The organism is Paraburkholderia sp. HD33-4, assembly GCF_021390635.1.
Classification (GTDB): domain Bacteria; phylum Pseudomonadota; class Gammaproteobacteria; order Burkholderiales; family Burkholderiaceae; genus Paraburkholderia.
Genome location: NZ_JAJEJS010000001.1, coordinates 3,883,407 through 3,906,663 on the forward strand (window position 1 = coordinate 3,883,407; position 23,257 = coordinate 3,906,663).

At 64.4% G+C, this 23,257-nt stretch carries 22 protein-coding genes; 12 read left to right on the top strand and 10 right to left on the bottom strand.

Going from position 1 to position 23,257, the window contains the following annotated elements; all coding sequences use genetic code 11:
- Positions 1 to 138: 138 nt before the first annotated feature.
- The 8 genes from aroQ (at position 139) to L0U84_RS17305 (ending at position 7,109) form a co-directional block, all read left to right on the top strand.
- Positions 139 to 594, top strand: a complete 456-nt coding sequence (gene aroQ / locus L0U84_RS17270) for a type II 3-dehydroquinate dehydratase (RefSeq protein WP_129957788.1) — start codon at positions 139 to 141, stop codon at positions 592 to 594.
- Between the two features lie 79 nt (positions 595 to 673).
- Positions 674 to 1,147 (top strand): acetyl-CoA carboxylase biotin carboxyl carrier protein, encoded by a 474-nt coding sequence (accB, locus tag L0U84_RS17275; protein ID WP_233851358.1) that lies wholly within the window; start codon positions 674 to 676, stop codon positions 1,145 to 1,147.
- A gap of 116 nt (positions 1,148 to 1,263) precedes the next feature.
- A complete protein-coding gene (gene accC, locus L0U84_RS17280; protein WP_233851360.1) occupies positions 1,264 to 2,628 on the top strand; it encodes an acetyl-CoA carboxylase biotin carboxylase subunit in 1,365 nt (454 codons plus the stop codon).
- A gap of 3 nt (positions 2,629 to 2,631) precedes the next feature.
- Entirely contained in the window at positions 2,632 to 3,534 is a 903-nt protein-coding gene (gene prmA, locus L0U84_RS17285; protein ID WP_233851362.1) for a 50S ribosomal protein L11 methyltransferase, read from the top strand.
- 47 nt (positions 3,535 to 3,581) lie between these two features.
- The gene (locus L0U84_RS17290; protein WP_233851364.1) at positions 3,582 to 5,000 is read left to right on the top strand and encodes a zinc-ribbon and DUF3426 domain-containing protein; all 1,419 of its coding nucleotides are present in this window, start codon (positions 3,582 to 3,584) and stop codon (positions 4,998 to 5,000) included.
- A 72-nt stretch (positions 5,001 to 5,072) separates the two neighbouring features.
- Entirely contained in the window at positions 5,073 to 5,573 is a 501-nt protein-coding gene (tpx, locus tag L0U84_RS17295; RefSeq protein ID WP_129957783.1) for a thiol peroxidase, read from the top strand.
- 95 nt (positions 5,574 to 5,668) lie between these two features.
- Positions 5,669 to 6,607 carry a carbohydrate kinase family protein gene (locus L0U84_RS17300; RefSeq protein WP_233851366.1) on the top strand — a complete coding sequence of 313 codons (939 nt, stop codon included), beginning with the start codon at positions 5,669 to 5,671 and terminating at the stop codon, positions 6,605 to 6,607.
- 25 nt (positions 6,608 to 6,632) lie between these two features.
- Positions 6,633 to 7,109 carry a hypothetical protein gene (locus L0U84_RS17305; protein ID WP_233851368.1) on the top strand — a complete coding sequence of 159 codons (477 nt, stop codon included), beginning with the start codon at positions 6,633 to 6,635 and terminating at the stop codon, positions 7,107 to 7,109.
- 229 nt (positions 7,110 to 7,338) lie between these two features.
- Here the strand turns inward: L0U84_RS17305 and L0U84_RS17310 are convergent, their stop codons facing one another.
- The 7 genes from L0U84_RS17310 to L0U84_RS17340 form a co-directional block, all read right to left on the bottom strand.
- The gene (locus L0U84_RS17310; RefSeq protein ID WP_233851369.1) at positions 7,339 to 7,971 is read right to left on the bottom strand and encodes a histone H1-like repetitive region-containing protein; all 633 of its coding nucleotides are present in this window, start codon (positions 7,969 to 7,971) and stop codon (positions 7,339 to 7,341) included.
- A 29-nt stretch (positions 7,972 to 8,000) separates the two neighbouring features.
- On the bottom strand, positions 8,001 to 8,318 hold the full coding sequence (locus tag L0U84_RS17315) for a hypothetical protein (RefSeq protein ID WP_129957780.1): 318 nt from the start codon (positions 8,316 to 8,318) through the stop codon (positions 8,001 to 8,003).
- Between the two features lie 87 nt (positions 8,319 to 8,405).
- Positions 8,406 to 9,641 (bottom strand): ribonucleotide-diphosphate reductase subunit beta, encoded by a 1,236-nt coding sequence (locus L0U84_RS17320; RefSeq protein WP_233851370.1) that lies wholly within the window; start codon positions 9,639 to 9,641, stop codon positions 8,406 to 8,408.
- A 655-nt stretch (positions 9,642 to 10,296) separates the two neighbouring features.
- Complete coding sequence (locus L0U84_RS17325; protein WP_233851371.1) at positions 10,297 to 13,305, bottom strand: ribonucleoside-diphosphate reductase subunit alpha; 3,009 nt, start codon at positions 13,303 to 13,305, stop codon at positions 10,297 to 10,299.
- 534 nt (positions 13,306 to 13,839) lie between these two features.
- The gene (gene ampD, locus L0U84_RS17330) at positions 13,840 to 14,436 is read right to left on the bottom strand and encodes a 1,6-anhydro-N-acetylmuramyl-L-alanine amidase AmpD (protein ID WP_233851372.1); all 597 of its coding nucleotides are present in this window, start codon (positions 14,434 to 14,436) and stop codon (positions 13,840 to 13,842) included.
- Positions 14,433 to 14,744: a PP0621 family protein gene (locus L0U84_RS17335; protein ID WP_233851373.1), complete on the bottom strand. Its 312-nt coding sequence runs from the start codon at positions 14,742 to 14,744 to the stop codon at positions 14,433 to 14,435. The genes ampD and L0U84_RS17335 overlap by 4 nt, the downstream gene beginning before the upstream one ends.
- Before the next feature lie 10 nt (positions 14,745 to 14,754).
- A complete protein-coding gene (locus tag L0U84_RS17340) occupies positions 14,755 to 15,678 on the bottom strand; it encodes a cytochrome C assembly family protein (protein WP_233851374.1) in 924 nt (307 codons plus the stop codon).
- Between the two features lie 81 nt (positions 15,679 to 15,759).
- On the opposite strand from L0U84_RS17340, the gene ffh reads away from it, so the two are divergent.
- A complete protein-coding gene (gene ffh / locus L0U84_RS17345) occupies positions 15,760 to 17,127 on the top strand; it encodes a signal recognition particle protein (RefSeq protein ID WP_233851375.1) in 1,368 nt (455 codons plus the stop codon).
- Between the two features lie 158 nt (positions 17,128 to 17,285).
- Complete coding sequence (locus tag L0U84_RS17350; RefSeq protein WP_233851376.1) at positions 17,286 to 17,837, top strand: hypoxanthine-guanine phosphoribosyltransferase; 552 nt, start codon at positions 17,286 to 17,288, stop codon at positions 17,835 to 17,837.
- Positions 17,838 to 17,944: 107 nt separating this feature from the next.
- On the opposite strand, the gene L0U84_RS17355 is transcribed toward L0U84_RS17350, so the two are convergent.
- Together L0U84_RS17355 and L0U84_RS17360 are read right to left on the bottom strand one after the other, a co-directional pair.
- Complete coding sequence (locus tag L0U84_RS17355) at positions 17,945 to 18,544, bottom strand: MarC family protein (RefSeq protein ID WP_233851378.1); 600 nt, start codon at positions 18,542 to 18,544, stop codon at positions 17,945 to 17,947.
- A 12-nt stretch (positions 18,545 to 18,556) separates the two neighbouring features.
- Positions 18,557 to 20,293, bottom strand: a complete 1,737-nt coding sequence (locus L0U84_RS17360) for a proline--tRNA ligase (RefSeq protein ID WP_233851380.1) — start codon at positions 20,291 to 20,293, stop codon at positions 18,557 to 18,559.
- Between the two features lie 303 nt (positions 20,294 to 20,596).
- Here L0U84_RS17360 and L0U84_RS17365 point away from each other — a divergent pair, with 303 nt between their 5' ends.
- The gene (locus L0U84_RS17365; protein WP_233851382.1) at positions 20,597 to 21,346 is read left to right on the top strand and encodes an RNA pyrophosphohydrolase; all 750 of its coding nucleotides are present in this window, start codon (positions 20,597 to 20,599) and stop codon (positions 21,344 to 21,346) included.
- A gap of 76 nt (positions 21,347 to 21,422) precedes the next feature.
- A complete protein-coding gene (locus L0U84_RS17370; RefSeq protein WP_233851384.1) occupies positions 21,423 to 21,980 on the top strand; it encodes a CNP1-like family protein in 558 nt (185 codons plus the stop codon).
- Between the two features lie 123 nt (positions 21,981 to 22,103).
- Here L0U84_RS17370 and proB read toward each other — a convergent pair whose 3' ends face one another.
- The gene (gene proB / locus L0U84_RS17375) at positions 22,104 to 23,222 is read right to left on the bottom strand and encodes a glutamate 5-kinase (protein WP_233851386.1); all 1,119 of its coding nucleotides are present in this window, start codon (positions 23,220 to 23,222) and stop codon (positions 22,104 to 22,106) included.
- Positions 23,223 to 23,257: the final 35 nt, after the last annotated feature.

A 23,257-nucleotide genomic window follows, 5' to 3' on the forward strand; every position in this document is an offset into this window, starting at 1 on the left:
ATTCCCGAATTTGAGTGAAGTTGGGTCCATGGCCGCGCGGCGGGCCGCCCCGGCCGCAGCCGCGTACGCGCGCGAAACTAGACAAGTTTCTCTAATCAGCGCTAAAGTTCGCGCAATTCCACGGAAAAAGAAGCGACCATGACGCGACTGCTGGTACTGCACGGACCCAACCTCAACCTTCTCGGCACCCGGGAACCCGAGGTCTACGGTCGCGTGACCCTGCCGCAGATCGATCAGGCGCTGGCGGACCGCGCAGCCGACGCAGGCGTCGAGTTCGCGTCGTTCCAGAGCAATCACGAAGGCGCGCTGGTCGACCGTATTCAGGCGGCCCGCACCGAGCAAACTGATTTCATCCTGATCAATCCCGCCGCGTACACGCACACGAGCGTGGCCATTCGGGACGCACTAGCGGGGGTCGGCATCCCGTTCGTCGAGATTCATCTGTCGAACGTGCATCGTCGGGAACCGTTCAGGCATCACTCGTATTTCTCCGACCAGGCTGAGGGGGTCATCTGCGGCCTCGGCTGGAAGGGGTATCTGTACGCGCTCGAATTCGCGCTCGACCGGCTCGCGGCCGGCTCGTCGCGCGGCTGAATCCAAACACGTCCAATTTGAGCCGGCTACTGCACGCTTGCACGCGCCGGCACACTACGCATTGAAAAGGGGCACCCTGATGGATCTACGTAAACTCAAAACTCTGATCGACCTCGTCTCGGAGTCCGGTATTTCCGAACTCGAAGTGACCGAGGGCGAAGGCAAGGTCCGCATCGTCAAGAATGCGCCGCCGGTTTACGTCCAGCAGTCCCCCTCGTACGCCGCACCGCAATTCGCGCCGTCGGCACCGGCAGGCGCGGTCGAAGGGCCGGCAGCCGCCGCGGGTGCTCCGGCGACGCCGGCCGCCGCCGCGCCGCAGGGTCACGTCGTGACTTCGCCGATGGTCGGCACGTTCTACCGCGCGCCGTCGCCGGGCGCCGATCCGTTCGTGCAGGTCGGCGACACGGTCAAGGAAGGCCAGACCATCTGCATCATCGAGGCGATGAAGCTGCTCAACGAGATCGAGTCGGACAAGTCCGGCGTGGTCAAGGAAATCCTCGTCGAAAACGGCCAGGCGGTCGAGTACGGCCAACCGCTGTTCGTGGTCGGCTAACGCGGCACGCACCAATCGCCGCCCGCGCGCCGCTCGTCCCGAGGCGCGCGACCGATCCTCTGCGGCAGCCGGCGTCGTGACCGACCCGGCGCCCATTGATGAGTCGAAAACCCGCTATGTTTGAAAAAATCCTCATTGCCAATCGTGGCGAGATCGCGCTTCGTATCCAGCGCGCCTGCCGCGAACTCGGCGTCAAGACGGTCGTCGTCTATTCAGAAGCCGACAAGGAAGCCAAGTACGTGAAGCTCGCCGACGAGGCGGTCTGCATCGGCCCGGCACCGTCGAATCTGAGCTATCTGAACATGCCCGCGCTGATCAGCGCGGCCGAAGTCACTGACGCCGAGGCGATCCACCCCGGCTACGGCTTCCTGTCGGAGAACGCCGACTTCGCCGAGCGCGTCGAGCAGTCCGGCTTCACCTTCATCGGCCCGCGCCCGGAAACGATTCGCATGATGGGCGACAAGGTCACGGCCAAGCAGACCATGATCAAGACCGGCGTGCCCTGCGTGCCAGGCTCGGAAGGCGCGCTGCCGGACGATCCGAAGGAGATCGTGAAGATTGCCCGCCAGGTCGGCTATCCGGTCATCATCAAGGCGGCGGGCGGCGGCGGTGGCCGCGGCATGCGCGTGGTCCACACGGAAGCGGCGCTCGTCAACGCGGTCAACATGACCCGCGAGGAAGCCGGCCGCGCGTTCGGCAACCCGCAGGTCTACATGGAGAAGTTCCTCGAGAACCCGCGGCACATCGAAATTCAGGTGCTGTCGGACTCGTTCAAGAACGCCGTGTGGCTCGGCGAGCGTGACTGCTCGATGCAGCGCCGTCACCAGAAGGTGATCGAGGAAGCGCCGGCGCCCGGCATCGCGCGTCGTCTGATCGACCGCATCGGCGATCGTTGCGCGGACGCGTGCAAGAAGATGGGCTACCTCGGCGCGGGCACCTTCGAGTTCCTGTATGAAAACGGCGAGTTCTACTTCATCGAGATGAACACGCGCGTGCAGGTCGAGCATCCGGTGACCGAACTGATCACCGGTGTCGACATCGTGCAGGAACAGATCCGCATCGCGGCCGGCGAGAAGCTCACTTTCCGTCAGCGCGACATCCAGTTCCGCGGCCATGCGATCGAATGCCGGATCAACGCCGAAGATCCGTTCAAGTTCACGCCGTCGCCGGGACGCCTGACCTCCTGGCATATGCCGGGCGGCCCCGGCATCCGCGTCGATTCGCACGCCTACAATGGTTATTTCGTGCCGCCGAACTACGATTCGATGATCGGCAAGCTGATCGCTTACGGCGCGACGCGTGAACAGGCGATCAAGCGGATGCGCATCGCGCTGTCGGAAATGGTGGTCGAAGGCATTCAGACCAACATCCCGCTGCACCGTGAGCTGATGCTCGACGCGAAGTTCGTCGAAGGCGGCACCAGCATTCACTACCTCGAAAACCGGCTGGCCGCGCGTCAGCAGGTCGCGGAAGAAGCGTAAGTCATGAGCTATCGGGAACTGGTCGCCGAACTGGCGCGCGAGCACGCGGAGGAGTTGTCCGACGCGCTGCTCGAACTGGGCGCGCTGTCCGTATCGGTCGAAGACGCCGACGCCGACACGCCCGACGAGCAACCGCTATTCGGCGAGCCCGGTCTCACGCCGGATCGCACCGCATGGCAGCATTCGCGCGTGATCGCGCTGCTCGCGCCGGAACACGATCCAGCCGTGCTGCTGACCGCCGCGGCCAACGAAATTGGACTCGATGCCGCGCCGGCGTACACCGTGCGCGAGGTCGAGGAGCAGGACTGGGTGCGACTCACGCAGTCGCAGTTCGATCCGATCCAGATCGGCGAACGCATCTGGGTCGTGCCGTCGTGGCACGACGCGCCGGACCCCGACGCGCTCGTGCTCGAGCTCGATCCGGGACTCGCGTTCGGTACCGGCAGCCACCCCACCACGCGCCTGTGCATGGAGTGGATCGAGCAGTCGATCAAGCCGGGCCAGTCCGTGCTCGACTACGGCTGCGGCTCGGGCATCCTCGCGATTCTGGCGAAGAAGTGCGGCGCCGATCCGGTGATCGGCATCGACATCGATCCGCAAGCGGTCGAATCGGCACGTCACAATAGCGAGCGCAATCGCGCCGAAGTCACCTATGGCTTGCCCGATGCCTGCCCGGCCGGCGAGTTCGATGTCGTGGTCGCGAACATCCTGTCGAATCCGCTGAAGCTGATGGCATCGATGCTGTCGTCGAAGGTGAAACCGGGCGGCCGCATCGCGCTGTCGGGCATTCTCGCGCGCCAGGCCGACGAAGTCGCGCAGGTCTACGCGCGCTGGATCGACATCAGCGTGTGGCGCGAACATGAAGGTTGGGTGTGCCTCGCCGGAACGCGCCGCGAAAGCAATTAGAATAAGGCGTATTGTCAACCTAACGGCCTCAGGCTCAACGGCTCGATATGCACCTGGCGACGCGTTGCCCCTTCTGCGAAACTGTCTTCCGTCTGCAAGCGGCGCAGCTTGCACAGCGCCGCGGCCTCGTGCGGTGCGGGCATTGCCAAGAAATCTTCGATGCGTCGAGCAGTCTGTTCGACGTCCCCGAAGGCGGCGATTTTTCCATGGCCAAACCGGTTGCCGCCGCGGCGGCGATCGAAGCGCTGTCGGGTGTGCGGCAACCCGGCCCGGACTTCAGCGGCAACGCATCGGACCCGTGGGCGCCGGCTTCGGAACAGGCCTCCGCCCGCTTTTCCACCAGCACGCTCGACAGCCGTTTGCGCGACCAGGCGAACAGCGTGCCGCTCGCGCCGCTGCCGCTTGGCAACGAGCACGCGCCGGTCACGTCAGGCGCTTCGCGCCAGCCAACCGAACCTGAGTTACGCGCCGGCGCGTTCACCGCACCGCTACCCGCGGACGATGAGCCGACGCTGGCCGACGCGCCACTCGAACCGTTTGCCTATCCCGCCGACGACGCGGTCGATGAGCCGCCTGTCGTCGCGGCCACCGCGGCGGCTGCGCCCACCGCGTCTGCGGCTCCACCGCGAGTCGAAGACGAAGCGCCGCGCGTCTGGCACAAGATCGGCCGCCCCGAGCCGTCCACGCTCGATGAACCGGCTCTGCGCGAACCAGCGAATCTGCATGGCGTGCCCGACAACGAACCGCGCTTCGACCCGCTCGGTGCGGGGCCGGCTAGCTTCGGCGCCGCAGCAGGCCTGGGCGCCGCCGCGGGTGCCGCAGGTACCGCGGGTGTCTTCGGCGCCGGCGGTCCCGGCGGCCCGCGCCCACCGGGCGGTCCTTCGCCCGCTCCATCGAGCGGCGAGCCGTTCTCGGTCAATCCTCCCGTCGGCGATGGCGCCGATCCGTTCCCGGTCATGCGCGAAACCCGCCCCGCGGACGCCGGGCGCGTCGGCTGGATCGTTGCCGGCGTGGTGCTCGCGGCGCTGCTCGTGATTGCGCTGCTCGCGCAACTCGCGTGGTGGCAACGCGAGACCGTGATGGTCAACCTGCCGCGCTCGCAAATTCTGTACGCGCAGGCCTGCGCGCATCTCGGCTGTCAGCTGACGCCGCCGCACGACATCGAAGGCCTGCTGGTCGAGCCCTCCGATCTGCGGCAGATCGACGGCCCGCACAAGCTCGAGCTGAAGATGCCGCTGCACAACCGCCTGAACATCGCGCTCGCCTACCCCGCGATCGAACTCACGCTGCTCGACGACCAGAACAACGTCGCGGTGCGGCGCGTGCTGTGGCCGCAAGATTATGTGCCGCCCGGCACCGTGATCGCGGCCGGCCTGCCCGCGCACGCGACGCAGACGATGATCGTGCACCTCGACACCGGCACCGCGATCGCCTCCAATTTCCGCGTTCAGATTTTTTATCCGTAACGCACCCTCGCGCGCCCGCCTTCGAGCGGGCGCATCATTGTCATCACTGACGCCCTTTTCGGAGCACAACACATGAGTCAAGTCACGCTGGGTGGCAACCCGATCGAAGTAAGCGGCACGTTCCCGTCGGTCGGCCAGCAGGCCGCCGCGTTCTCGCTGGTCGGTAAGGACCTGAAGCCGCTGACGCTCGCCGACTTCGCCGGCAAGCGCAAGGTGCTCAACATCGTCCCGAGTCTCGACACGCCGACCTGCGCGACGTCGACGCGCAAGTTCAACGAAGCCGCCGCGAAGCTCAGCAACACGGCCGTGATCGTCGTGTCGGGCGACCTGCCGTTCGCGGCATCGCGCTTCTGCACGACCGAGGGCATCGAGAACGTGGTGACCGCATCGACGTTCCGCGGCCATGAGTTCGCGCAAGCGTACGGCGTCGACGTGACGAGCGGCCCGCTGACCGGCCTGACCGCGCGCGCGGTCGTGGTGCTCGACGAGAACGACAAGGTCGTGCACGCCGAACTGGTCGGCGAGATCAAGAACGAGCCGAACTACGACGCAGCGCTCGCCGCGCTGAAGTAAGCCCTCTCGCGCACCACCGGCGGCACCGCGCCTCGCGCGCGGCGCCGTCGGTGAGTCGCGTCTCTTCCCACCGCTTTCATACAGGAACGCTCGCCTTGGCTACGCTCATCTGCGGCTCGCTCGCGTACGACAACATCATGACCTTCGAAGGCCGCTTTCGGGAGCACATCCTGCCGGAGCAGGTCCACATCCTGAACGTGAGCTTTCTCGTGCCGACCATGCGCCGCGAGTTCGGCGGCTGCGCGGGCAACATCGCCTATGCGCTGAATCTGCTCGGCGGCGACGCGCGCATCATGGGCGCGATCGGCGCAGTCGACGCGCAGCTCTATCTGGACCGGCTCGCGCAGCTGGGCCTGTCGACGGAAAACGTGCTCGTCGTGCCCGACACCTACTCGGCGCAGGCGATGATCACGACCGACCTCGAGAACAACCAGATCACCGCGTTCCACCCGGGCGCGATGATGCAGTCGCACCAGAACCGCGCCGACGAAGTGAAGGGCCTGACGCTCGGCATCGTCGCGCCGGACGGCTACGACGGCATGGTTCAGCACTCCGAACAGCTTGCCGCCGCTGGCGTGCCGTTCATCTTCGATCCGGGCCAGGGCTTGCCGCTGTTCGACGGCGAGACGCTGCGGCGCATCATTGAACTTGCTACCTATGTTGCGGTCAACGATTACGAAGCCGCGCTGGTGAGCAACAAGACCGGCTGGTCGATCGAACAGATCGCCAGCAAGGTCGACGCGCTGATCATCACGCTCGGCGAGAAGGGTGCCCAGATCCATCACGGCGGCGGTATCGAAGAGATTCCGGCTGTCACGGCAAAGCAGGTGCTCGATCCCACCGGTTGCGGCGACGCGTTTCGCGGCGGCTTGCTGTACGGTATCGAGAAGGGCCTCGGTTGGGCCACGACCGGCCGTCTCGCCAGTCTGATGGGCGCACTGAAGATCGAGCATCAAGGCCCGCAAAACTACGCGCCCAGCCGGGCGGAAATCAACGAGCGGTTCAAGCAGGCCTTCGGATACGACCTGCACTGATATCGCGTGCTATGGGAGTTTGGGAATGAGAACATCGAGTCGCCTGATCGTCGCCACCTTGATCGCCGGTTCGCTGGCCATGTCGGGGTGTGCGGTCAACAGCAGCTCTCCCGACGTTTTCACTGCTTCGCAGGCGCAGCGTGAACAGACGGTTCGCATGGCCACGGTCGAAAGCGTGCGCGCGGTGCGGATCAGCACGAACAACGGTCAGCCGAGCGGGGTCGGCGCACTCGGTGGCGCGGCGCTCGGTGCGCTCGCGGGCAGTACGATCGGCGGCGGACGCGGCTCGGTCGCGACGGGTATCGTCGGCGGCATCGGCGGTGCGGTCGCCGGCAACGCAGTCGAAAACCGCGTCGCGATGCGCGACGGCATCGAAATCACCGTGCGGCTCGATAATGGCGACATGCGCGCGGTCACCCAAACTGCCACCGGCGAAATCTTCCGCGCCGGCGATCGCGTGAGGCTGCTGTCGAGCGGCGGCGTCACGCGCGTCACGCACTAAGCGCAGTTCCCCTCTCGCACGGCGGCGCGTAGTTCAGCGCCGCGACGACGACATCACACGCATGCACCCTCACGGGTCCATGCGTATTTTTTCGTCTGGAACGCCAGGCAAAAAAAAACCCGCCACCGGCACACCGGTAACGGGACATTGACCGGGTGGCGCTCGCAAGAGCACGAGCACGACCCGGTCACCCGACACATCGTGCGATGTGTCGACCTACTACTACTGCTTACGGACGGCTGCCCGTCGGGAACGGCCATGCCGCTGCCGGGTTCAGCGCGGTCTTCACCGTCGCCGCCGGTGCCGCGCTCGAGACAGCAGGCGCAGCGGGAGCAGGCGCGGCCTTCTTGGCGACAGCCTTCTTCGCAGGGGCAGCCTTCTTCGCAGGCGCGGCGGCCTTCTTCGCAGGCGCAGCGGCCTTCTTCGCGGCAGCCTTCTTGGCAGGTGCAGCTTTCTTGGCAGCAGCCTTTTTCGCAGGCGCAGCCTTCTTGGCAGCGGCCTTCTTCGCCGGTGCTGCCTTCTTCGCTGCGGCCTTCTTCGCCGGTGCCTTCTTCGCTGCAACCTTCTTCGCTGCGACCTTCTTCACCGCGGCTTTCTTCGCCGGTGCTGCCTTCTTCGCCGCGACCTTCTTGGCTGCGACCTTCTTCGCCGCGACCTTCTTCACTGCGGCTTTCTTCGCCGGTGCTGCCTTCTTCGCCGCGACCTTCTTCGCTGCAACCTTCTTCGCTGCGACCTTCTTCACTGCGACCTTCTTCGCGGCGACCTTCTTGGCCGGAGCAGCCTTCTTAGCCGGAGCAGCCTTCTTGGCTGCGGTCTTCTTTGCTGCGGGCTTCTTGGCCGCGGCTTTCTTTGCAGTTGCCATCATTTTCTCCTTCAGGTTTTCAGATGAGGTCAGTTCAAACTACACCCTTCGTCAAAACCCGCTTCCCGCGGACGCTTCTCAGGGCGCGCGCTACGAAGCGGGCTATTCATCGGCGTACGCAGGTGCGGCGCGCTTACGCTAATGAATGCGGTAAGGCGCGCGGTGCCCCAGGGCACCGCGCGCCAAATCTGGTCGGCGTCGCAAGGCGACGCCGGCAATTGCTTGATCGGGCCGCCGGCAACGACGCCAGCGGCTTTTTCCGGGGGGAAGTTTGCCCATCCCACTGAAGGGTCCGCAAAGTGCCTGTCATGTTTGTGGGCCGTCAAGGCACCGGGCACGCTTTGCATCAGGCCGTTCTGCTCCTAACCCGGGGCGCCGCGGCCACAGGCGGCGGCATCCCCATCAATGAAACCATCCGCGACGCGGATCCCGGCTTACTCCCAGGAAAGCGCGCCGCCAGTCTGATATTCGATCACTCGCGTCTCGAAGAAATTGCGTTCCTTCTTCAGATCGATCATCTCGCTCATCCACGGGAACGGGTTTTCCTCGTTCGGGTACAGCGGATCGAGACCGATCTGCTGGCAACGGCGGTTGCAGATGAAGCGCAGATAGCTCTTGAACATCGACGCGTTGAGGCCGAGCACGCCGCGCGGCATCGTATCTTCGGCGTAGCGGTATTCGAGCTCCACCGCCTGCTGGAAGATCGCGCGAATTTCGGCGCGGAATTCAGCCGTCCACAGGTGCGGGTTTTCGAGTTTGATCTGGTTGATCAGGTCGATGCCGAAGTTGCAGTGCATCGACTCGTCGCGCAGGATGTACTGGTACTGCTCAGCCGCGCCGGTCATCTTGTTCTGGCGGCCGAGCGCCAGGATTTGCGTAAAGCCGACGTAGAAGAACAGGCCTTCCATCACACAGGCGAACACGATCAGCGAGCGCAGCAGCGTCTGGTCTGCTTCGAGCGTACCGGTCTTGAAGGCCGGGTCGGTCAGCACGTGGATGTACGGAATCAGGAATTCGTCTTTCGCGCGGATCGACGTGACCTCGTGATACGCGTTGAAGATTTCGCCCTCGTCAAGACCGAGCGACTCGACGATGTACTGGTAAGCGTGCGTGTGGATCGCCTCTTCGAACGCCTGGCGCAGCAGGAACTGGCGGCATTCGGGCGCCGTGATGTGGCGGTAGGTGCCCAGCACGATGTTGTTGGCGGCGAGCGAGTCGGCCGTCACGAAGAAGCCCAGGTTGCGCTTGACGATGCGACGCTCGTCTTCGGTCAGCCCATTCGGGTCTTTCCAGAGAGCGATGTCGCGCGACATGTTCACTTCCTGCGGCATCCAGTGGTTCGCGCAACCGGCCAGATACTTTTCCCACGCCCACTTGTACTTGAACGGCACCAGCTGATTGACGTCAGTCTGGCCGTTGATGATGCGCTTGTCGGCGACATTGACGCGCGCTTCGGAAGCGGCCGCCGCGTTGGCAACCGAGTTGCCGGCATGAGCGACGGGAGCGACAGCGATGTCGTTCGCGAAGACTTCTTGAGCGGAGGGAGCATGAGGAGCGGAACGCGTTCCTGTTTGCGAACCCACAGCCGACCCCGCAGCGTTGCGCAACACGTTCGGTTGCGTCGCGCTCGAGGGAGTTACGGCAGTGATCTCGTCATCCCAGTTGAGCATAAATGTCACCATCAATTTAGAACGGTTTGTACCATCTTTTCACGAGCGATAAAAGAGTTCGCTCACGAAAAATCCTGTTTTCGATTCGCGTTGCTACGTTCATACAACACTTTGTTCGACATGCTGCGTGTGACGCATCGAGTGACGCGTGATGAACGCGTGTTGAACATGTGTTGCCGAGGTCCTTCGCGAGCTCGAAGAGCAACGTTTCGAACGACGTTTCGTTGCTCTATCTATCTGTATTGCGCAGTGCGTTCGCGGCATCCGCCGACTGATCGATGGACTGATCGTTGCCGCGCGAGTCGCTCATCGCAAGTGTCGGCGGTGAGCTGCGTCGAGTGTGTTGCGCCGGCGTTGAAGGTGAAGTGCGATGCCGTGTCGAGCGGTGCAAACGGCTGGCGATTCTGATCGAGCCGCCGATCGTCGCTTCGCTCGAAGCCTTCGCCCGGCGCCGCGTCGCGCGCTTCGTCTGGTGTTGCCGACTGCTGCGCTGCCTTGCTGCTTCGACGAGCGGTGAGACTTCGATACGGCTCACCGCTCATCGACCTGCTTCTACTTCTACTTCATTGACGCGGCGCGCTGCTCGCCGCCTGCGGGTGCTCACCTGCCAACTCGTGTGCAGTTAGCAAGCAACGCTCCCGCTTCTTGCCCGTGCTTACTGGCAAGCCTCGCACTCGTCGAAGCCAGGATCGCCCGGACGCATCATGCAGACCGGACCGTCGGCTTCGGGTGCCGCTTCGACTGCGACCGCGGCAGTCGCTGCAGTCGCTGCCGCTGCCTGGAAGCCACCGCCCACACCACCCGTCGCGCCGCCCACGCCGAAGCCGCCTGCCGCGCCGCCTGCGCCACCCGAGCCTTCATGACCCGAGCTCACCGCGTTCAGCGCGCCGTGCGCGACCGTCGACTTCTCGACGTGCGTCGCCGCCATCGTGCGGAGGTAGTAGGTGGTCTTCAGACCGCGCAGCCATGCGAGCTTGTAGATCTCGTCGAGCTTCTTGCCCGATGCGCCCGCCATATAGATGTTCAGCGACTGCGCCTGGTCGATCCACTTCTGACGACGCGAGGCCGACTCGACGAGCCACACCGGATCGACTTCGAACGCGGTCGCGTAGATCGCGCGCAGGTCGGCCGGGATGCGGTCGATGCGCGACAGCGTGCCGTCGAAGTACTTCAGGTCGGCGACCATCACTTCGTCCCACAGGCCGCGCGCCTTCAGGTCGCGCACCAGGTAGTCGTTGACCACCGTGAACTCGCCCGACAGGTTCGACTTCACGTAAAGGTTCTGATAGGTCGGCTCGATGCACGCCGACACGCCGATGATGTTCGAGATCGTCGCGGTCGGCGCGATCGCCACGCAGTTCGAGTTGCGCATGCCGTAGGTCGAGATGCGCGCGCGCAGCGCGGGCCAGTCCATCGACTCGCTCGAATCCACCTCGACATAACCGCCGCGCGCTTCGGCGAGCAGCGCCACCGAATCCTGCGGGAGGATGCCACGGTCCCACAGCGAACCGCGGTAGCTCGAGTAGCGGCCGCGCTCTTCGGCGAGCTCGGTCGACGCGTAGTACGCGTAGTAGCAAACCGCTTCCATCGAGCGATCGGCGAACTCGACCGCTTCCTGCGACGCGTACGGCGTGCGCAGCATGTGCAGGCAGTCCTGGAAGCCCATGATGCCGAGGCCGACCGGACGGTGCTTCAGGTTCGAGTTACGCGCCTTGGCGACCGCGTAGTAGTTGATGTCGATCACGTTGTCGAGCATGCGCATCGCGACGCTGATCGTGCGCTTGAGCTTGTCGTGGTCGAGCGCGACCGTGCCGTCGGCCTGTTCCTTCAGGTGCGCGACAAGGTTCACCGAGCCGAGGTTACAGACGGCGATCTCGGCGTCGCTCGTGTTCAGCGTGATTTCCGTGCACAGGTTCGACGAGTGGACGACGCCGACGTGCTGCTGCGGCGAGCGCACGTTGCACGGATCCTTGAACGTGATCCACGGATGGCCGGTTTCGAACAGCATGCCGAGCATCTTGCGCCACAGCTGCGCCGCCGGAAGCTTCTTGAACAGCTTGATCTCGCCGCGCGCGACCTTGTCTTCGTAAGCCGTGTAAGCCACTTCGAATTCGGCGCCGAACTTGTCGTGCAGATCCGGGCAGGTGGACGGCGAGAACAGCGTCCAGTCGCCGCCTTCCATCACGCGCTTCATGAACAGGTCGGGAATCCAGTTCGCGGTGTTCATGTCGTGCGTGCGACGACGGTCGTCGCCGGTGTTCTTGCGCAGCTCGAGGAATTCCTCGATGTCGAGGTGCCACGATTCCAGGTACGCGCACACCGCGCCCTTGCGCTTGCCGCCCTGGTTCACGGCGACCGCCGTGTCGTTGACGACCTTCAGGAAGGGAACTACGCCCTGCGACTTGCCGTTGGTGCCCTTGATGTGCGAGCCGAGCGCGCGCACGCGCGTCCAGTCGTTGCCGAGGCCGCCGGCGAACTTCGACAGCAGCGCGTTTTCCTTCAGCGCTTCGTAGATGCCGTCGAGGTCGTCGTCGACCGTGGTCAGGTAGCACGACGACAGCTGCGAGCGATGCGTGCCCGAGTTGAACAGCGTCGGCGTGGACGACATGAAGTCGAAGCTCGACAGGATGTTGTAGAACTCGATCGCGCGCGCTTCGCGGTCGATCTCGTTCAGCGACAGGCCCATCGCGACACGCATAAAGAATGCCTGCGGCATTTCAATGCGCACGCCGTCGTGATGCAGGAAGTAGCGGTCGTACAGCGTCTGCAGACCGAGGTAGCCGAACTGCAGGTCGCGGTTCGCGTCGAGCGCGGCGCCCAGACGCTTCAGGTCGAACTGCTGCAGCTTGTCGTCGAGCAGGCCGGCACCGATGCCGCGCTTGATGAACTGCGGGAAGTACTCGGCGTAGCGCACGCCCATTTCGGCTTGCGTGACTTCTTCTTCGAGGATCTCGCGGCGGATCGTGTGCAACAGGATGCGCGAGGTGGCCTGGCTGTAGGCCGGGTCCTTTTCGATCATCGTGCGGGCAGCGAGGATGGCCGAGTCGTACACCTGGCTCATCGGCACGCCGTCGTACAGGTTCTTCACCGTTTCCGCGACGATCGGCTCGGCGCTCACCGCGTCGCCGAGATTCGCGCACGCGGACTCGATGATGCCGCGCAGCGCAGCCATGTCCAGCGGACGCGTGATGCCGTTGTCGGTCACGTTCAGGCCCGGCGTGCCGGCGGCCTCCGCATGCTCGTCATGCGCGCGCGCCTGGTTGCGCTTCTCGCGATACAGCACGTAAGCACGCGCGACGTTGTGCTCGCCGCCGCGCATCAGCGCGAGTTCGACCTGATCCTGAATGTCTTCGATATGGAACGTGCCGCCGTTCGGACGGCTGCGCACCAGCGCGCGCACCACGTTCTGCGTGAGTTGCTCGACCAGTTCGCGCACCCGCGCCGACGCCGCGCCCTGACCACCGTTGACGGCGAGGAACGCCTTCGTCACGGCGATCGCGATTTTCGACGGCTCGAACGACACCACGGTGCCGTTGCGGCGGATCACCTTGTAGTCGGCGTAGTTCGCTTGCGGCGCGAGCGACTGGGCGCCTTGAGTCTGGCCGAACGCCTGGCCAGTCGGTGAGCCCTCATACCGGGTCGTCACGTTGTCGGTGGTTTGCATGTGCAAAGCTCCTGGTCTTGGAAATGGCGGCGAGTGCCGCGGATTAAAACGAACGCCGCGCCGCCGCGTGCGCGTGCGATGAGGTGCAGGAAGGCCGGCTACGCCGGTTGGCGGGATGCAACTGCGAGGAAGCCTGGTTCGATTTGATGACGGTCTTCATCGGGTCGGTCGCGATCACTGGCTGGTCCTTTCCTGAATGCTTCTGGATGTGGCCGGAGATCCCCCACCGGCTGCGCCCCAGGAATTTTTTTTCGCTGTCTGGAATGCTTGCGGCGCCATGCTCGGGTAGCGGGGCGCCGCAGACTTATCCACTCTTATTCACTCGGTTATGCACATGGTTATTCACAGCACAACACAAGATATAGTGCGAAACTCAGTTGTCGGCACCAAGTATAGTGGAGTTTCGGGGCAGGTCAAACCGTTTTATTTGCGTTCGAAGTCTTGACTTTTGCGTCGCGCAACGCGCAGAACCTCCCCGGAGAAGCAGGCTGCGCCTCGTTCTCTGCGGATCACGCAAGATCGTGCGAAGGGGGATTACCGCGTTTCGGAAAACTTGAGATAGGGGAAATACCGACCGTCGAGCGACGTGTCGCTTTGCAGCCGCGGCCACTCGAAATGTGGACCGGGATCGGTCTTGCGACCGGGCGCGATGTCGGAGTGACCGGCAAGCGCGTCGATCGGATAGCGCGCCTTCAGTGCGCTCACGAGCGTGGCGAGCGCGCGGTATTGCGCCGCCTCGAAGGCGGTGGTGTCGCTGCCTTCGAGCTCGATGCCGATCGAGAAATCATTGCAGCGCTCGCGGCCGAAAAAATTCGACGGACCCGCGTGCCACGCGCGCTCATTGCACGACACGAACTGCTCGAGCGCGCCGTCGCGATGAATCACGAAATGCGCGGACACGCGCACGCCGCGCAGATGGGTGTCGTAGTACGGGTGAGCATCGCAGTCGAGCGTGTTCTGGAACAGCTCGGCAATCGCGGTGCCGCCGAACTGGTTCGGCGGCAGGCTGATGTTGTGAACGACGATCAGCGTCGGCACCGCGCCTTGCGGCCGCGCTTCGAAGTTCGGCGACGCAAGCTTGCGCGCGGCGGGAATCCAACCGTCGGCATCGACGGTGTACGCGCCGCTCATCGGGCGTCGCGGCCGCTCGGACGCGCGCCGTGGCGCTGCGCGTGCGCGGCGCAGCAGAACGCCTGCCCCGCGACGCTGACGGAGTCGCTCTTCGGCGCATGCACGCCGCACTCGACGCAGCGGATCATCGGCTCGGCAAGCTGCGGCTGTTGTCCATTCGAAGAACGCGCGCCGCCCTGCGCGGCGCCGGCACCGTTGGCGCCATGGGCACCGGTGCGTTGCGCGGATTGCGCGTCGTGGCGGCGCAGCGCCTTCACGATCCATTGACCGACGATGAACAGCAGAATCAGCAAAAAGATTTGTCGCATGGGGACACGCTCACACTACAGGCCGGTGCAACAGCACCTCCAAAACAAAACGGCTGCCGACGTACGCGAGCAACAGCGCGACGAACGAGGCCAGCACCCAGCGCAATGCCGCACGGCCGCGCCAGCCGGACACCTTGCGCGCGGTCAGCAGCGCGCCGAACATCACCCACGAAAGAATCGCGAACACGGTCTTGTGATCGAGCCGCAACGCGCGGTCGATCAGCTGCTCGCTGAACAGGATGCCCGACAGCAGCGTCAGCGTCAGCAGCACGAAGCCGGCGCCGATCAGACGGAACAGCAGCTTCTCGAGCGTGAGCAGCGGCGGCAGCGTGTCGAGCCAGCTCGACCACCAGCCGTTGCCCGCCGCCGCGTGTCGCTGCGCGAGACCGCCGCGCATCGAATGCAGACGCCGTTCGACCGCCAGCATCAGCACCGCGTGCAGCGCCGCGATCGCGAACAGACCGTACGCGATGTTCGCGATCAGGAAGTGCAGCTTGAACATCGGCGCGGCCGCATACGGCAGCACGCGCACGCCGCCGAACGCGAGCGGCAGCAGCGACGCGACGCACGCGAGCGGCAACACCAGCAGGCGCAGTCCGTCGAGCGGGAAAAAGAAACTTTCGATCCAGTAGATGCCGGCGCCGAGCCAGAACATCGCCGACAGCGCGAACGCGAAGCCGAACACCATCGCGTTCTGCGGGAAGATCGTGGTGTGCAGCAGCACGCCGTGTGCGAGTAGCGCGACGAACAGAAGCGCGCGCCCGGGCGCGCTCATGCCGGTAGCCACCGAGGCGCCCGCGCTCACGGCATGATCGGGCAGCGGCGGCACGCTCTCGAGCAGCGGATGCACGGCCGCGTGCCGGTGCGAGCGCCAGCCGACCACGGCAAGGCCGCCGTAGAGAAGCGCGGTGAGGGCATACAGTACAATATCCATATTCGAAGTTTACACTAGGGCCCTGCTCCGCGACGTCTAGCGCTTCGCGCGCTGCGCGGGCCTCACCGTTCATCGCTCCCCATGCTCGACAATCTGACTCAACGGATGGCGCGCGTCGTCAAGACGCTGCGCGGCGAAGCCCGGCTCACCGAGGCGAACACCCAGGAAATGCTGCGCGAGGTGCGCCTCGCACTGCTCGAGGCCGACGTGGCGCTGCCCGTCGTGCGAGAGTTCATCGCGAAGGTCAAGGAGAAGGCGCTCGGCGAGGAAGTGCTCGCCAGCCTGTCGCCGGGTCAGGCGCTCGTCGGCGTCGTGCAGCGCGAGCTGACCGCGGTGATCGGCGGCGATTACGAAGGCAAGGCCTCCGAGCTCAATCTCGCGGTCACGCCGCCCGCGATCATCCTGATGGCAGGTCTGCAGGGCGCCGGTAAGACGACCACGGTCGGCAAGCTCGCGAAACTGCTGCGCGAGAAGTACAAGAAGAAGGTGCTGACCGTCTCGTGCGACGTCTATCGTCCCGCCGCTATCGCGCAGTTGAAAACGGTGACCGAGCAGGTCGGCGCGGACTTCTTCCCGTCGGAGCCGAACCAGAAGCCGGTCGACATCGCGCGCGCCGCGGTCGACTGGGCCAAGCGCCACTATCACGACGTGCTGCTGGTCGACACGGCCGGCCGCCTCGGTATCGACGAAGCGATGATGAACGAAATCGCCGCGCTGCATGCCGAGCTGAAGCCGGCGGAAACGCTGTTCGTCGTCGACGCGATGCTCGGTCAGGATGCGGTCAACACCGCGAAGGCGTTCAGCGACGCGCTGCCGCTCACCGGTGTCGTGCTCACCAAGCTCGACGGTGATTCGCGCGGCGGCGCGGCGCTGTCGGTGCGTCACGTGACGGGCAAGCCGGTCAAGTTCGTCGGTGTCGCCGAAAAACTCGACGGCCTCGAAGTGTTCCACCCGGACCGCATGGCGAGCCGGATTCTCGGCATGGGCGACATTCTCGCTCTCGTCGAGGAAGCGCAGCGCGGCGTCGACGTGCAGGCCGCGCAGAAGCTCGCCGACAAGGTCAAGAAAGGCGGTGACTTCGACCTCAACGATTTCCGCGCGCAGCTCACGCAAATGAAGGGCATGGGCGGCCTGTCGTCGCTGATGGACAAGCTGCCCGCGCAGTTCCAGCAGGCCGCGGCCGGCGCCGACATGAGCCAGGCCGAGAAGCAGATGCGCCGCATGGAAGGCATCATCAACTCGATGACGCCGGCCGAGCGCGCCAAACCCGAACTGATCAAGGCGACCCGTAAGCGCCGCATCGCCGCGGGCGCGGGCGTGCAGGTGCAGGAAGTCAACCGCATGCTGAACCAGTACGAACAGATGCGCACGATGATGAAGAAGCTCAAGGGCGGCAACCTGCAGAAGATGATGCGCGGCATGAAGGGCATGATGCCCGGCATGCGCTAAGCTTGATGGGGACGGCGCGCGCCAGCGCCAATGCGCGGCGCGGCTGACTTCGGCATCGTGCGGGTTTATTCTGTAGCGCATTGCGTCGTCCCTCGCAGGAACGCCCCTCGGGACGTTGCCTCCCACACTATGTATACAGTTACCGTCCGTCAGACGTCATGAACCGCGAAGAAGCCCTCCATATTTTTCAACATTCCGAAGAGATCGTTTCGGCCTCGGACGTCGGTGCGTCGATCGTCCGCATGGCGGGCGCCATCCGCGACGAGATGAGCGAGGACTTCCCGCTCGTGCTGTCGGTGATGGGCGGCGCCGCGGTATTCACCGGCATGTTGCTGCCGCACCTCGATTTCCCGCTCGAGTTCGACTACATCCATCTGACGCGCTACCGCAATACGACCAAGGGCAGCAACGAGATGCAATGGCGCGTCGCGCCGGCCGAGTCGGTCAAGGATCGCGTGGTGCTCGTGCTCGACGACATCCTCGATGAAGGCGAGACGATGGCGGCGATCCGCGACCGCATCCTCGCGATGGGCGCAAAGCGTTTCCTGTCCGCGGTGCTGTGCGAGAAGATCATTCCGAAGGCGAAGCCGCTTCGCCCGGATTACTGTGGCTTCGAAGTGCCGGACCGGTACGTGTTCGGCTGCGGGATGGATGCGAAAGGCTACTGGCGCAACCTGCCGACCATTCGGGCGTTGACCGAGGGCGCGTGAGCGACCCACCCGCGTACCGGCGAAAAAAAAGCAGCCCGCAAGGCTGCTTTTTTTATGGCTGCTTTTCTATGACCTGGAAAGTGGCAACTCGCGCACCGGCTCCCGCTTCACAGCTTGTGCACGAAAGCGCGGATCCCGCCGAGCATCATCTCGACTGAAATCGCGACGAGTACGAGCCCCATCAGCCGCTCGAACGCCGCCATCACCCGTTCGCCGAGCCACGCCTGGATGCGCTCGGCTAGCATCAGCACGATCGCGCAGATGATCATCGTGACGGTCAGCGCACCGACCCACTCGAACGTCTTGCCCGGCGCCTGCGAGGTCAGCAGCATGACCGTGGCCAACGCCGACGGCCCCGCCAGCGCCGGGATCGCGAGCGGCACGATCAGCGGCTCGCCGCCCCGCGCGTCGCCGCCGAAAGGCCCGTCCGGATGCGGAAACACCATGCGCAGCGCGATCAGGAACAGCACGATGCCGCCGCCGATCCGCAACGACTGGTCACTCAGGCTCATCATGCGCAGAAAGCTCTGCCCGAGCACCATGAACACCAGCAGGATCACAAACGCGATCGCGACCTCGCGCAGGATCACGATCGTGCGACGCTCCGGCGACACACCGCGCAGACAGCTGACGAAGATCGGGATATTGCCGAGCGGATCGGTGATCAGGATCAGCAGCACCGTCGCGGACAGGAAGGTGTACTCCACCGCCCGCTCCGCTTAGTTCGCGAGCGCCGCGCGCACTTTGTCGATCACGGTCTGCGCGGCGTCCGGCACCGGCAGCAGCGTCGCTTCGGCGTCACGGCGACCCTGATACTCGAGCTTGCCGTCCTTCAGACCGCGCTCGCCGATCACCAGCCGATGCGGCACGCCGATCAGCTCCCAGTCGGCGAACATGACGCCCGGACGCTCGCCGCGATCGTCGAGGATCACGTCGATGCCGGCCGCGACGAGTTCCGCGTACAACTTGTCGGCCTGCTCACGCACCGCGTCGCTGCGGTCATAGCCCATCGGGCACAACACGACTTCGAACGGCGCAATCGACTCCGGCCAGATGATGCCCTTGTCGTCGAAATTCTGTTCGATCGCGGCGCCGAGGATACGCGTGACGCCGATGCCGTAGCAGCCCATTTCCATCGGCCGCGGCTTGCCGGTTTCGTCGAGGCAGGTCGCGTTCATCGCTTCGGAGTACTTCGTGCCGAGCTGGAACACGTGGCCCACTTCGATGCCGCGGCAGATGTCGAGCACGCCCTTGCCGTCCGGCGACGGATCGCCCTTCTTCACGTTGCGGATGTCGGCGACGACCGGCTCCGGCAGATCGCGGCCCCAGTTCACGCCAGTAGTGTGATAGTCGACCTCGTTCGAGCCGACCACGAAGTCGCTCATGTTCGCGACCGTGCGGTCCGCGATCACCTTGACCGGCTTCTTCGTGTCGATCGGACCGAGATAGCCCGGCGGCGTGCCGAACGTCTCGATGATCTCGGCTTCGGTGGCCATGCGGAAATTACCGAGGCCCGGCAGCTTGGCCGCCTTGATCTCGTTCAGATCATGATCGCCGCGCAGCATCAGCAGCCAGATGGTCGCGTCGGCGCCCTCGTTCTCGGTGGCGAGCACGACCGACTTGATCGTGCGCGCGAGCGGGATGTCCAGCAGTTCGGCAACTGCTTCGCACTTGGCCTTGCCGGGCGTCGCGGTCTTCTTCATCTCTTCTGCCGGCGCCGCGCGCTGGGCGATCAGCGGCAGTGCTTCGGCTGCCTCGACGTTCGCGGCGAAATCCGAGGTCGGGCAATACGCGATGTCGTCTTCGCCGGTCTCGGCGATCACGTGGAACTCATGCGAGCCGCTGCCGCCGATCGAGCCGTTGTCGGCCGCCACCGCGCGGAAGTCCAGACCGAGCCGAGTGAAGATGCGCACGTACGCGTCGTACATCTTGCGATACGACTCGCGCAGACCTTCCGCGTCCTTGTCGAACGAGTACGCGTCTTTCATGATGAATTCGCGGCCGCGCATCACGCCGAAACGCGGACGGATCTCGTCGCGGAACTTCGTCTGGATCTGATAGAAGTTGACCGGCAACTGGCGATAGCTCTTGATCTGGTTGCGCGCGATGTCGGTCACGACTTCCTCGTGCGTCGGGCCCATCACGAAGTCGCCCTGTTTGCGGTCCTTGAAGCGCAGGAGCTCGGGGCCGTACTGCTCCCAGCGGCCCGATTCCTGCCACAGCTCGGCCGGCTGCACGGCCGGCATCAGCAGTTCGATCCCGCCTGCCCGGTTCATTTCCTCGCGCACGATCGCTTCCACCTTGCGAATCGAACGCAGGCCGACCGGCAGGTAGTTATAGATGCCGCCCGCGATGCGACGGATCATGCCCGCGCGCACCATGAGCTTGTGGCTGATGATTTCGGCGTCGGCGGGCGCTTCTTTGAGGGTGCCGATAAAGAAACGGGAGGCTTTCATTCAAGGTGTCCAAAAGCGGCGGCTTCCGGTGGGACCGCCAGAAAAAGGTGAAAACATGGGGAAAATCGACACAGATCCACGGCGAAGCCGGCATGGTTCGCCCGACCGGCGGCGCACTGCCCCTGCGCAGCGCCGAAACTGCCGCACAAGCCTGTCTCACAAGGGATAGGGCACGGAAAACCAACAGGCTACCGCAAACACGGGCCTGTTGCGGCGAATCGGTCCATTCTTATGCGATTCGGTGCGTAGGGTCCGTTATCTGTTTATAATCAAAGCAATTTTAAAGGATTCGAAGGTGGTTGTATGCTGGATCGTGAAGGCTTTCGCCCGAACGTCGGCATCATCCTCTTGAACGCGCACAACGAGGTGTTTTGGGGCAAACGGCTCCGTGAACATTCCTGGCAGTTTCCGCAAGGGGGCATCAAATATGGTGAGACCCCCGTGCAAGCGATGTATCGGGAGTTACACGAAGAGACCGGGCTGCTTCCCGAGCACGTCAAGGTGATCGGTCGCACGCGCGACTGGTTGCGTTATGAGGTGCCTGACAAGTTCATCAAGCGCGAAGTACGCGGTCATTACCGCGGCCAGAAGCAAATCTGGTTTTTGCTCCGGATGGTAGGACGCGACTGCGACATCTGTTTGCGCGCCACCGACCACCCTGAGTTCGATGCGTGGCGTTGGAACGAGTACTGGGTGCCGCTCGACTGTGTGATCGAGTTCAAGCGGGATGTGTATCAGTTGGCGCTGACGGAGTTGTCCCGTTTTATGCGCCGGCCTGCGCCGCGTGCGGAAAAACCTGGCGGGCATCATGGGTCACGTTATCCCCGGATAGCGTCGTCGATGCAAAGCCCGCCGGATTCCACGGTAAGCACGGTGTTCACTACCGTCACTACCGTGAGTTCGGTCAGCGTCGAAACTTCGACGCGCGTGCTGGTCGTGCCGGATTGCGGCCCCGGCTTACGGGATGCGAACCTGGCACCGGAGCATGAGCGCGAAACGGCCGAAGCCGACGAGGCCATCGCTTCGTCAGTCCGACGAGGTTTGCGCGATTAACCATTCCAGGCGGCGGCTCACGCCGCCTCTCTCTGGCGCGGCTTTCGGGCCGCACCCGTATTTCGAGGGAATCATATTGAAAGCATTTGCACTCGCCGTGGCGTGCGTCGCCACCGGCGCCCTGCTGGCAGGCTGTTCGAGCGCCGGCAAACCGAGCAACAAGGACGACAGCGCGTTCACCTATCTGTTGGATCGCAAAAGCAACTGGGTTGAAAACAAGGTCGACACGTTGCCGCCGCTGCCCTCCGACGCGAGCCTGCTGCCGTTCGAGGTCTCCGGCAATACGCCGCTGCAATTTGCGATCGACCCGAAGTCGGTCAGCGTCGGCGACGACGGCGTAGTGCGTTACACGGTGGTCGTCACAAGCCCGGGCGGTGCGCGCAACGTCAACTACGAGGGCATCCGCTGCGACACGTATGAATGGCGCCAGTACGCGGGGCTGAACGCCGATCACGACGGCTGGGACATGACGGTCGCGAACCAGTTTTCGCGCATCGAAAACGGCGCGCTGAACGCGTACCAGGCCGCGCTGTATCAGGACTATATGTGCGCGAACAAGATTCCGACCGGCACGGCGCAGCACATCGTCGAGAACATTCGTTACAAGCGCACTCAGACGTCGCAGATTCATTGAATCCGTTCTCGCGGCGCGTACCTGAGTCGGACGCCGTCGCTTATGCGTGACGATAAAAAGCCGTTCCAGCCTGCGCTGGAACGGCTTTTTCGTTAGCTCTTTAAGCCCGCGCCGCCCGAAAGATCAAAGCAGCACGAGATTGTCGCGATGAATCAGCTCGGGCTCGAGCATGTAGCCGAGCACCGACTCGATTTCGCCGCTCGGACGCCGCTGGATCAGTTTGGTTTCCGCGCTGCTGTAGTTCGTCAAACCACGTGCGACCTCGCGGCCCGACGCGCTCAGACACGCGATCACCTCGCCGCGCGCGAATGCACCCTGCACGCCGACGATGCCGATCGGCAGCAGGCTCTTGCCGCCGGCGGTCAGTTTTTCGACCGCGCCGTCGTCGATCACGACGTGGCCGCGCACCTGCAGGTGATCGGCCATCCATTGCTTGCGTGCCGCCATGCGCGCGGTGCGCGCGATCAGCTGCGTGCCGATCGCCTCGCCGGCCGCCAGTCGCAGCAGCACGTCTGCCTCGCGCCCACTCGCGATCACCGTATTGGCGCCGCTATGCGCCGCGCGCTTGGCGGCGAGAATCTTGGTCAGCATCCCGCCGCGGCCGAGGCTCGAGCCCGCGCCGCCCGCCATCGCCTCGAGCTCGGGGGCACCGGCGTCGGCCTGCTGGACGAGAGTCGCGTTCGGGTCTTTGCGCGGATCTGCGGTGAAGAGGCCTTGCTGGTCCGTCAGGATGATCAGCGCGTCGCCCTCGATCAGATTAGCGACCAGCGCGCCGAGCGTGTCGTTGTCGCCGAACTTGATTTCGTCGGTGACGACCGTGTCGTTCTCGTTGATGATCGGCACGACGCCGAGCCGCAGCAGCGTGAGCAGCGTGGAGCGCGCATTCAGATAGCGCTCGCGGTCGGCGAGATCGGCGTGAGTAAGCAGGATCTGCGCAGTCTGGATGGAATGTTCGGCGAAGCGGCTTTCATACACTTGCGCGAGGCCCATCTGACCGACCGCCGCAGCCGCCTGCAGCTCATCGATTTCTCGCGGCCGCTTCGTCCAACCCAGGCGCTGCATGCCCTCGGCGATCGCGCCGGAGCTGACCAGCACCACTTCCTTGCCCTGCGCGCGCAGTGCGGCAATCTGCGCGGCCCAGCGGCCGATTGCCGCATGATCGAGGCCGCGCCCGTCGTTCGTAACGAGGCTCGAACCGACTTTGACGACCAATCGCCGTGAATCTGCGATGACGGAACGCATTGTGCGCTGTCTCCCAAGATGACGCGTGATGCATG

What these genes read in the sequence shown, in the direction of transcription:
- aroQ (WP_129957788.1), top strand. Translation starts at nt 139, where the DNA reads ATGACGCGACTGCTGGTACTGCACGGACCCAACCTCAACCTTCTCGGC.
- accB (WP_233851358.1), top strand. Translation starts at nt 674, where the DNA reads ATGGATCTACGTAAACTCAAAACTCTGATCGACCTCGTCTCGGAGTCC.
- accC (WP_233851360.1), top strand. Translation starts at nt 1,264, where the DNA reads ATGTTTGAAAAAATCCTCATTGCCAATCGTGGCGAGATCGCGCTTCGT.
- prmA (WP_233851362.1), top strand. Translation starts at nt 2,632, where the DNA reads ATGAGCTATCGGGAACTGGTCGCCGAACTGGCGCGCGAGCACGCGGAG.
- L0U84_RS17290 (WP_233851364.1), top strand. Translation starts at nt 3,582, where the DNA reads ATGCACCTGGCGACGCGTTGCCCCTTCTGCGAAACTGTCTTCCGTCTG.
- tpx (WP_129957783.1), top strand. Translation starts at nt 5,073, where the DNA reads ATGAGTCAAGTCACGCTGGGTGGCAACCCGATCGAAGTAAGCGGCACG.
- L0U84_RS17305 (WP_233851368.1), top strand. Translation starts at nt 6,633, where the DNA reads ATGAGAACATCGAGTCGCCTGATCGTCGCCACCTTGATCGCCGGTTCG.
- L0U84_RS17310 (WP_233851369.1), bottom strand. Translation starts at nt 7,971, where the DNA reads ATGGCAACTGCAAAGAAAGCCGCGGCCAAGAAGCCCGCAGCAAAGAAG.
- L0U84_RS17315 (WP_129957780.1), bottom strand. Translation starts at nt 8,318, where the DNA reads ATGCAAAGCGTGCCCGGTGCCTTGACGGCCCACAAACATGACAGGCAC.
- L0U84_RS17320 (WP_233851370.1), bottom strand. Translation starts at nt 9,641, where the DNA reads ATGCTCAACTGGGATGACGAGATCACTGCCGTAACTCCCTCGAGCGCG.
- L0U84_RS17325 (WP_233851371.1), bottom strand. Translation starts at nt 13,305, where the DNA reads ATGCAAACCACCGACAACGTGACGACCCGGTATGAGGGCTCACCGACT.
- ampD (WP_233851372.1), bottom strand. Translation starts at nt 14,436, where the DNA reads ATGAGCGGCGCGTACACCGTCGATGCCGACGGTTGGATTCCCGCCGCG.
- L0U84_RS17335 (WP_233851373.1), bottom strand. Translation starts at nt 14,744, where the DNA reads ATGCGACAAATCTTTTTGCTGATTCTGCTGTTCATCGTCGGTCAATGG.
- L0U84_RS17340 (WP_233851374.1), bottom strand. Translation starts at nt 15,678, where the DNA reads ATGGATATTGTACTGTATGCCCTCACCGCGCTTCTCTACGGCGGCCTT.
- ffh (WP_233851375.1), top strand. Translation starts at nt 15,760, where the DNA reads ATGCTCGACAATCTGACTCAACGGATGGCGCGCGTCGTCAAGACGCTG.
- L0U84_RS17350 (WP_233851376.1), top strand. Translation starts at nt 17,286, where the DNA reads ATGAACCGCGAAGAAGCCCTCCATATTTTTCAACATTCCGAAGAGATC.
- L0U84_RS17360 (WP_233851380.1), bottom strand. Translation starts at nt 20,293, where the DNA reads ATGAAAGCCTCCCGTTTCTTTATCGGCACCCTCAAAGAAGCGCCCGCC.
- L0U84_RS17365 (WP_233851382.1), top strand. Translation starts at nt 20,597, where the DNA reads ATGCTGGATCGTGAAGGCTTTCGCCCGAACGTCGGCATCATCCTCTTG.
- proB (WP_233851386.1), bottom strand. Translation starts at nt 23,222, where the DNA reads ATGCGTTCCGTCATCGCAGATTCACGGCGATTGGTCGTCAAAGTCGGT.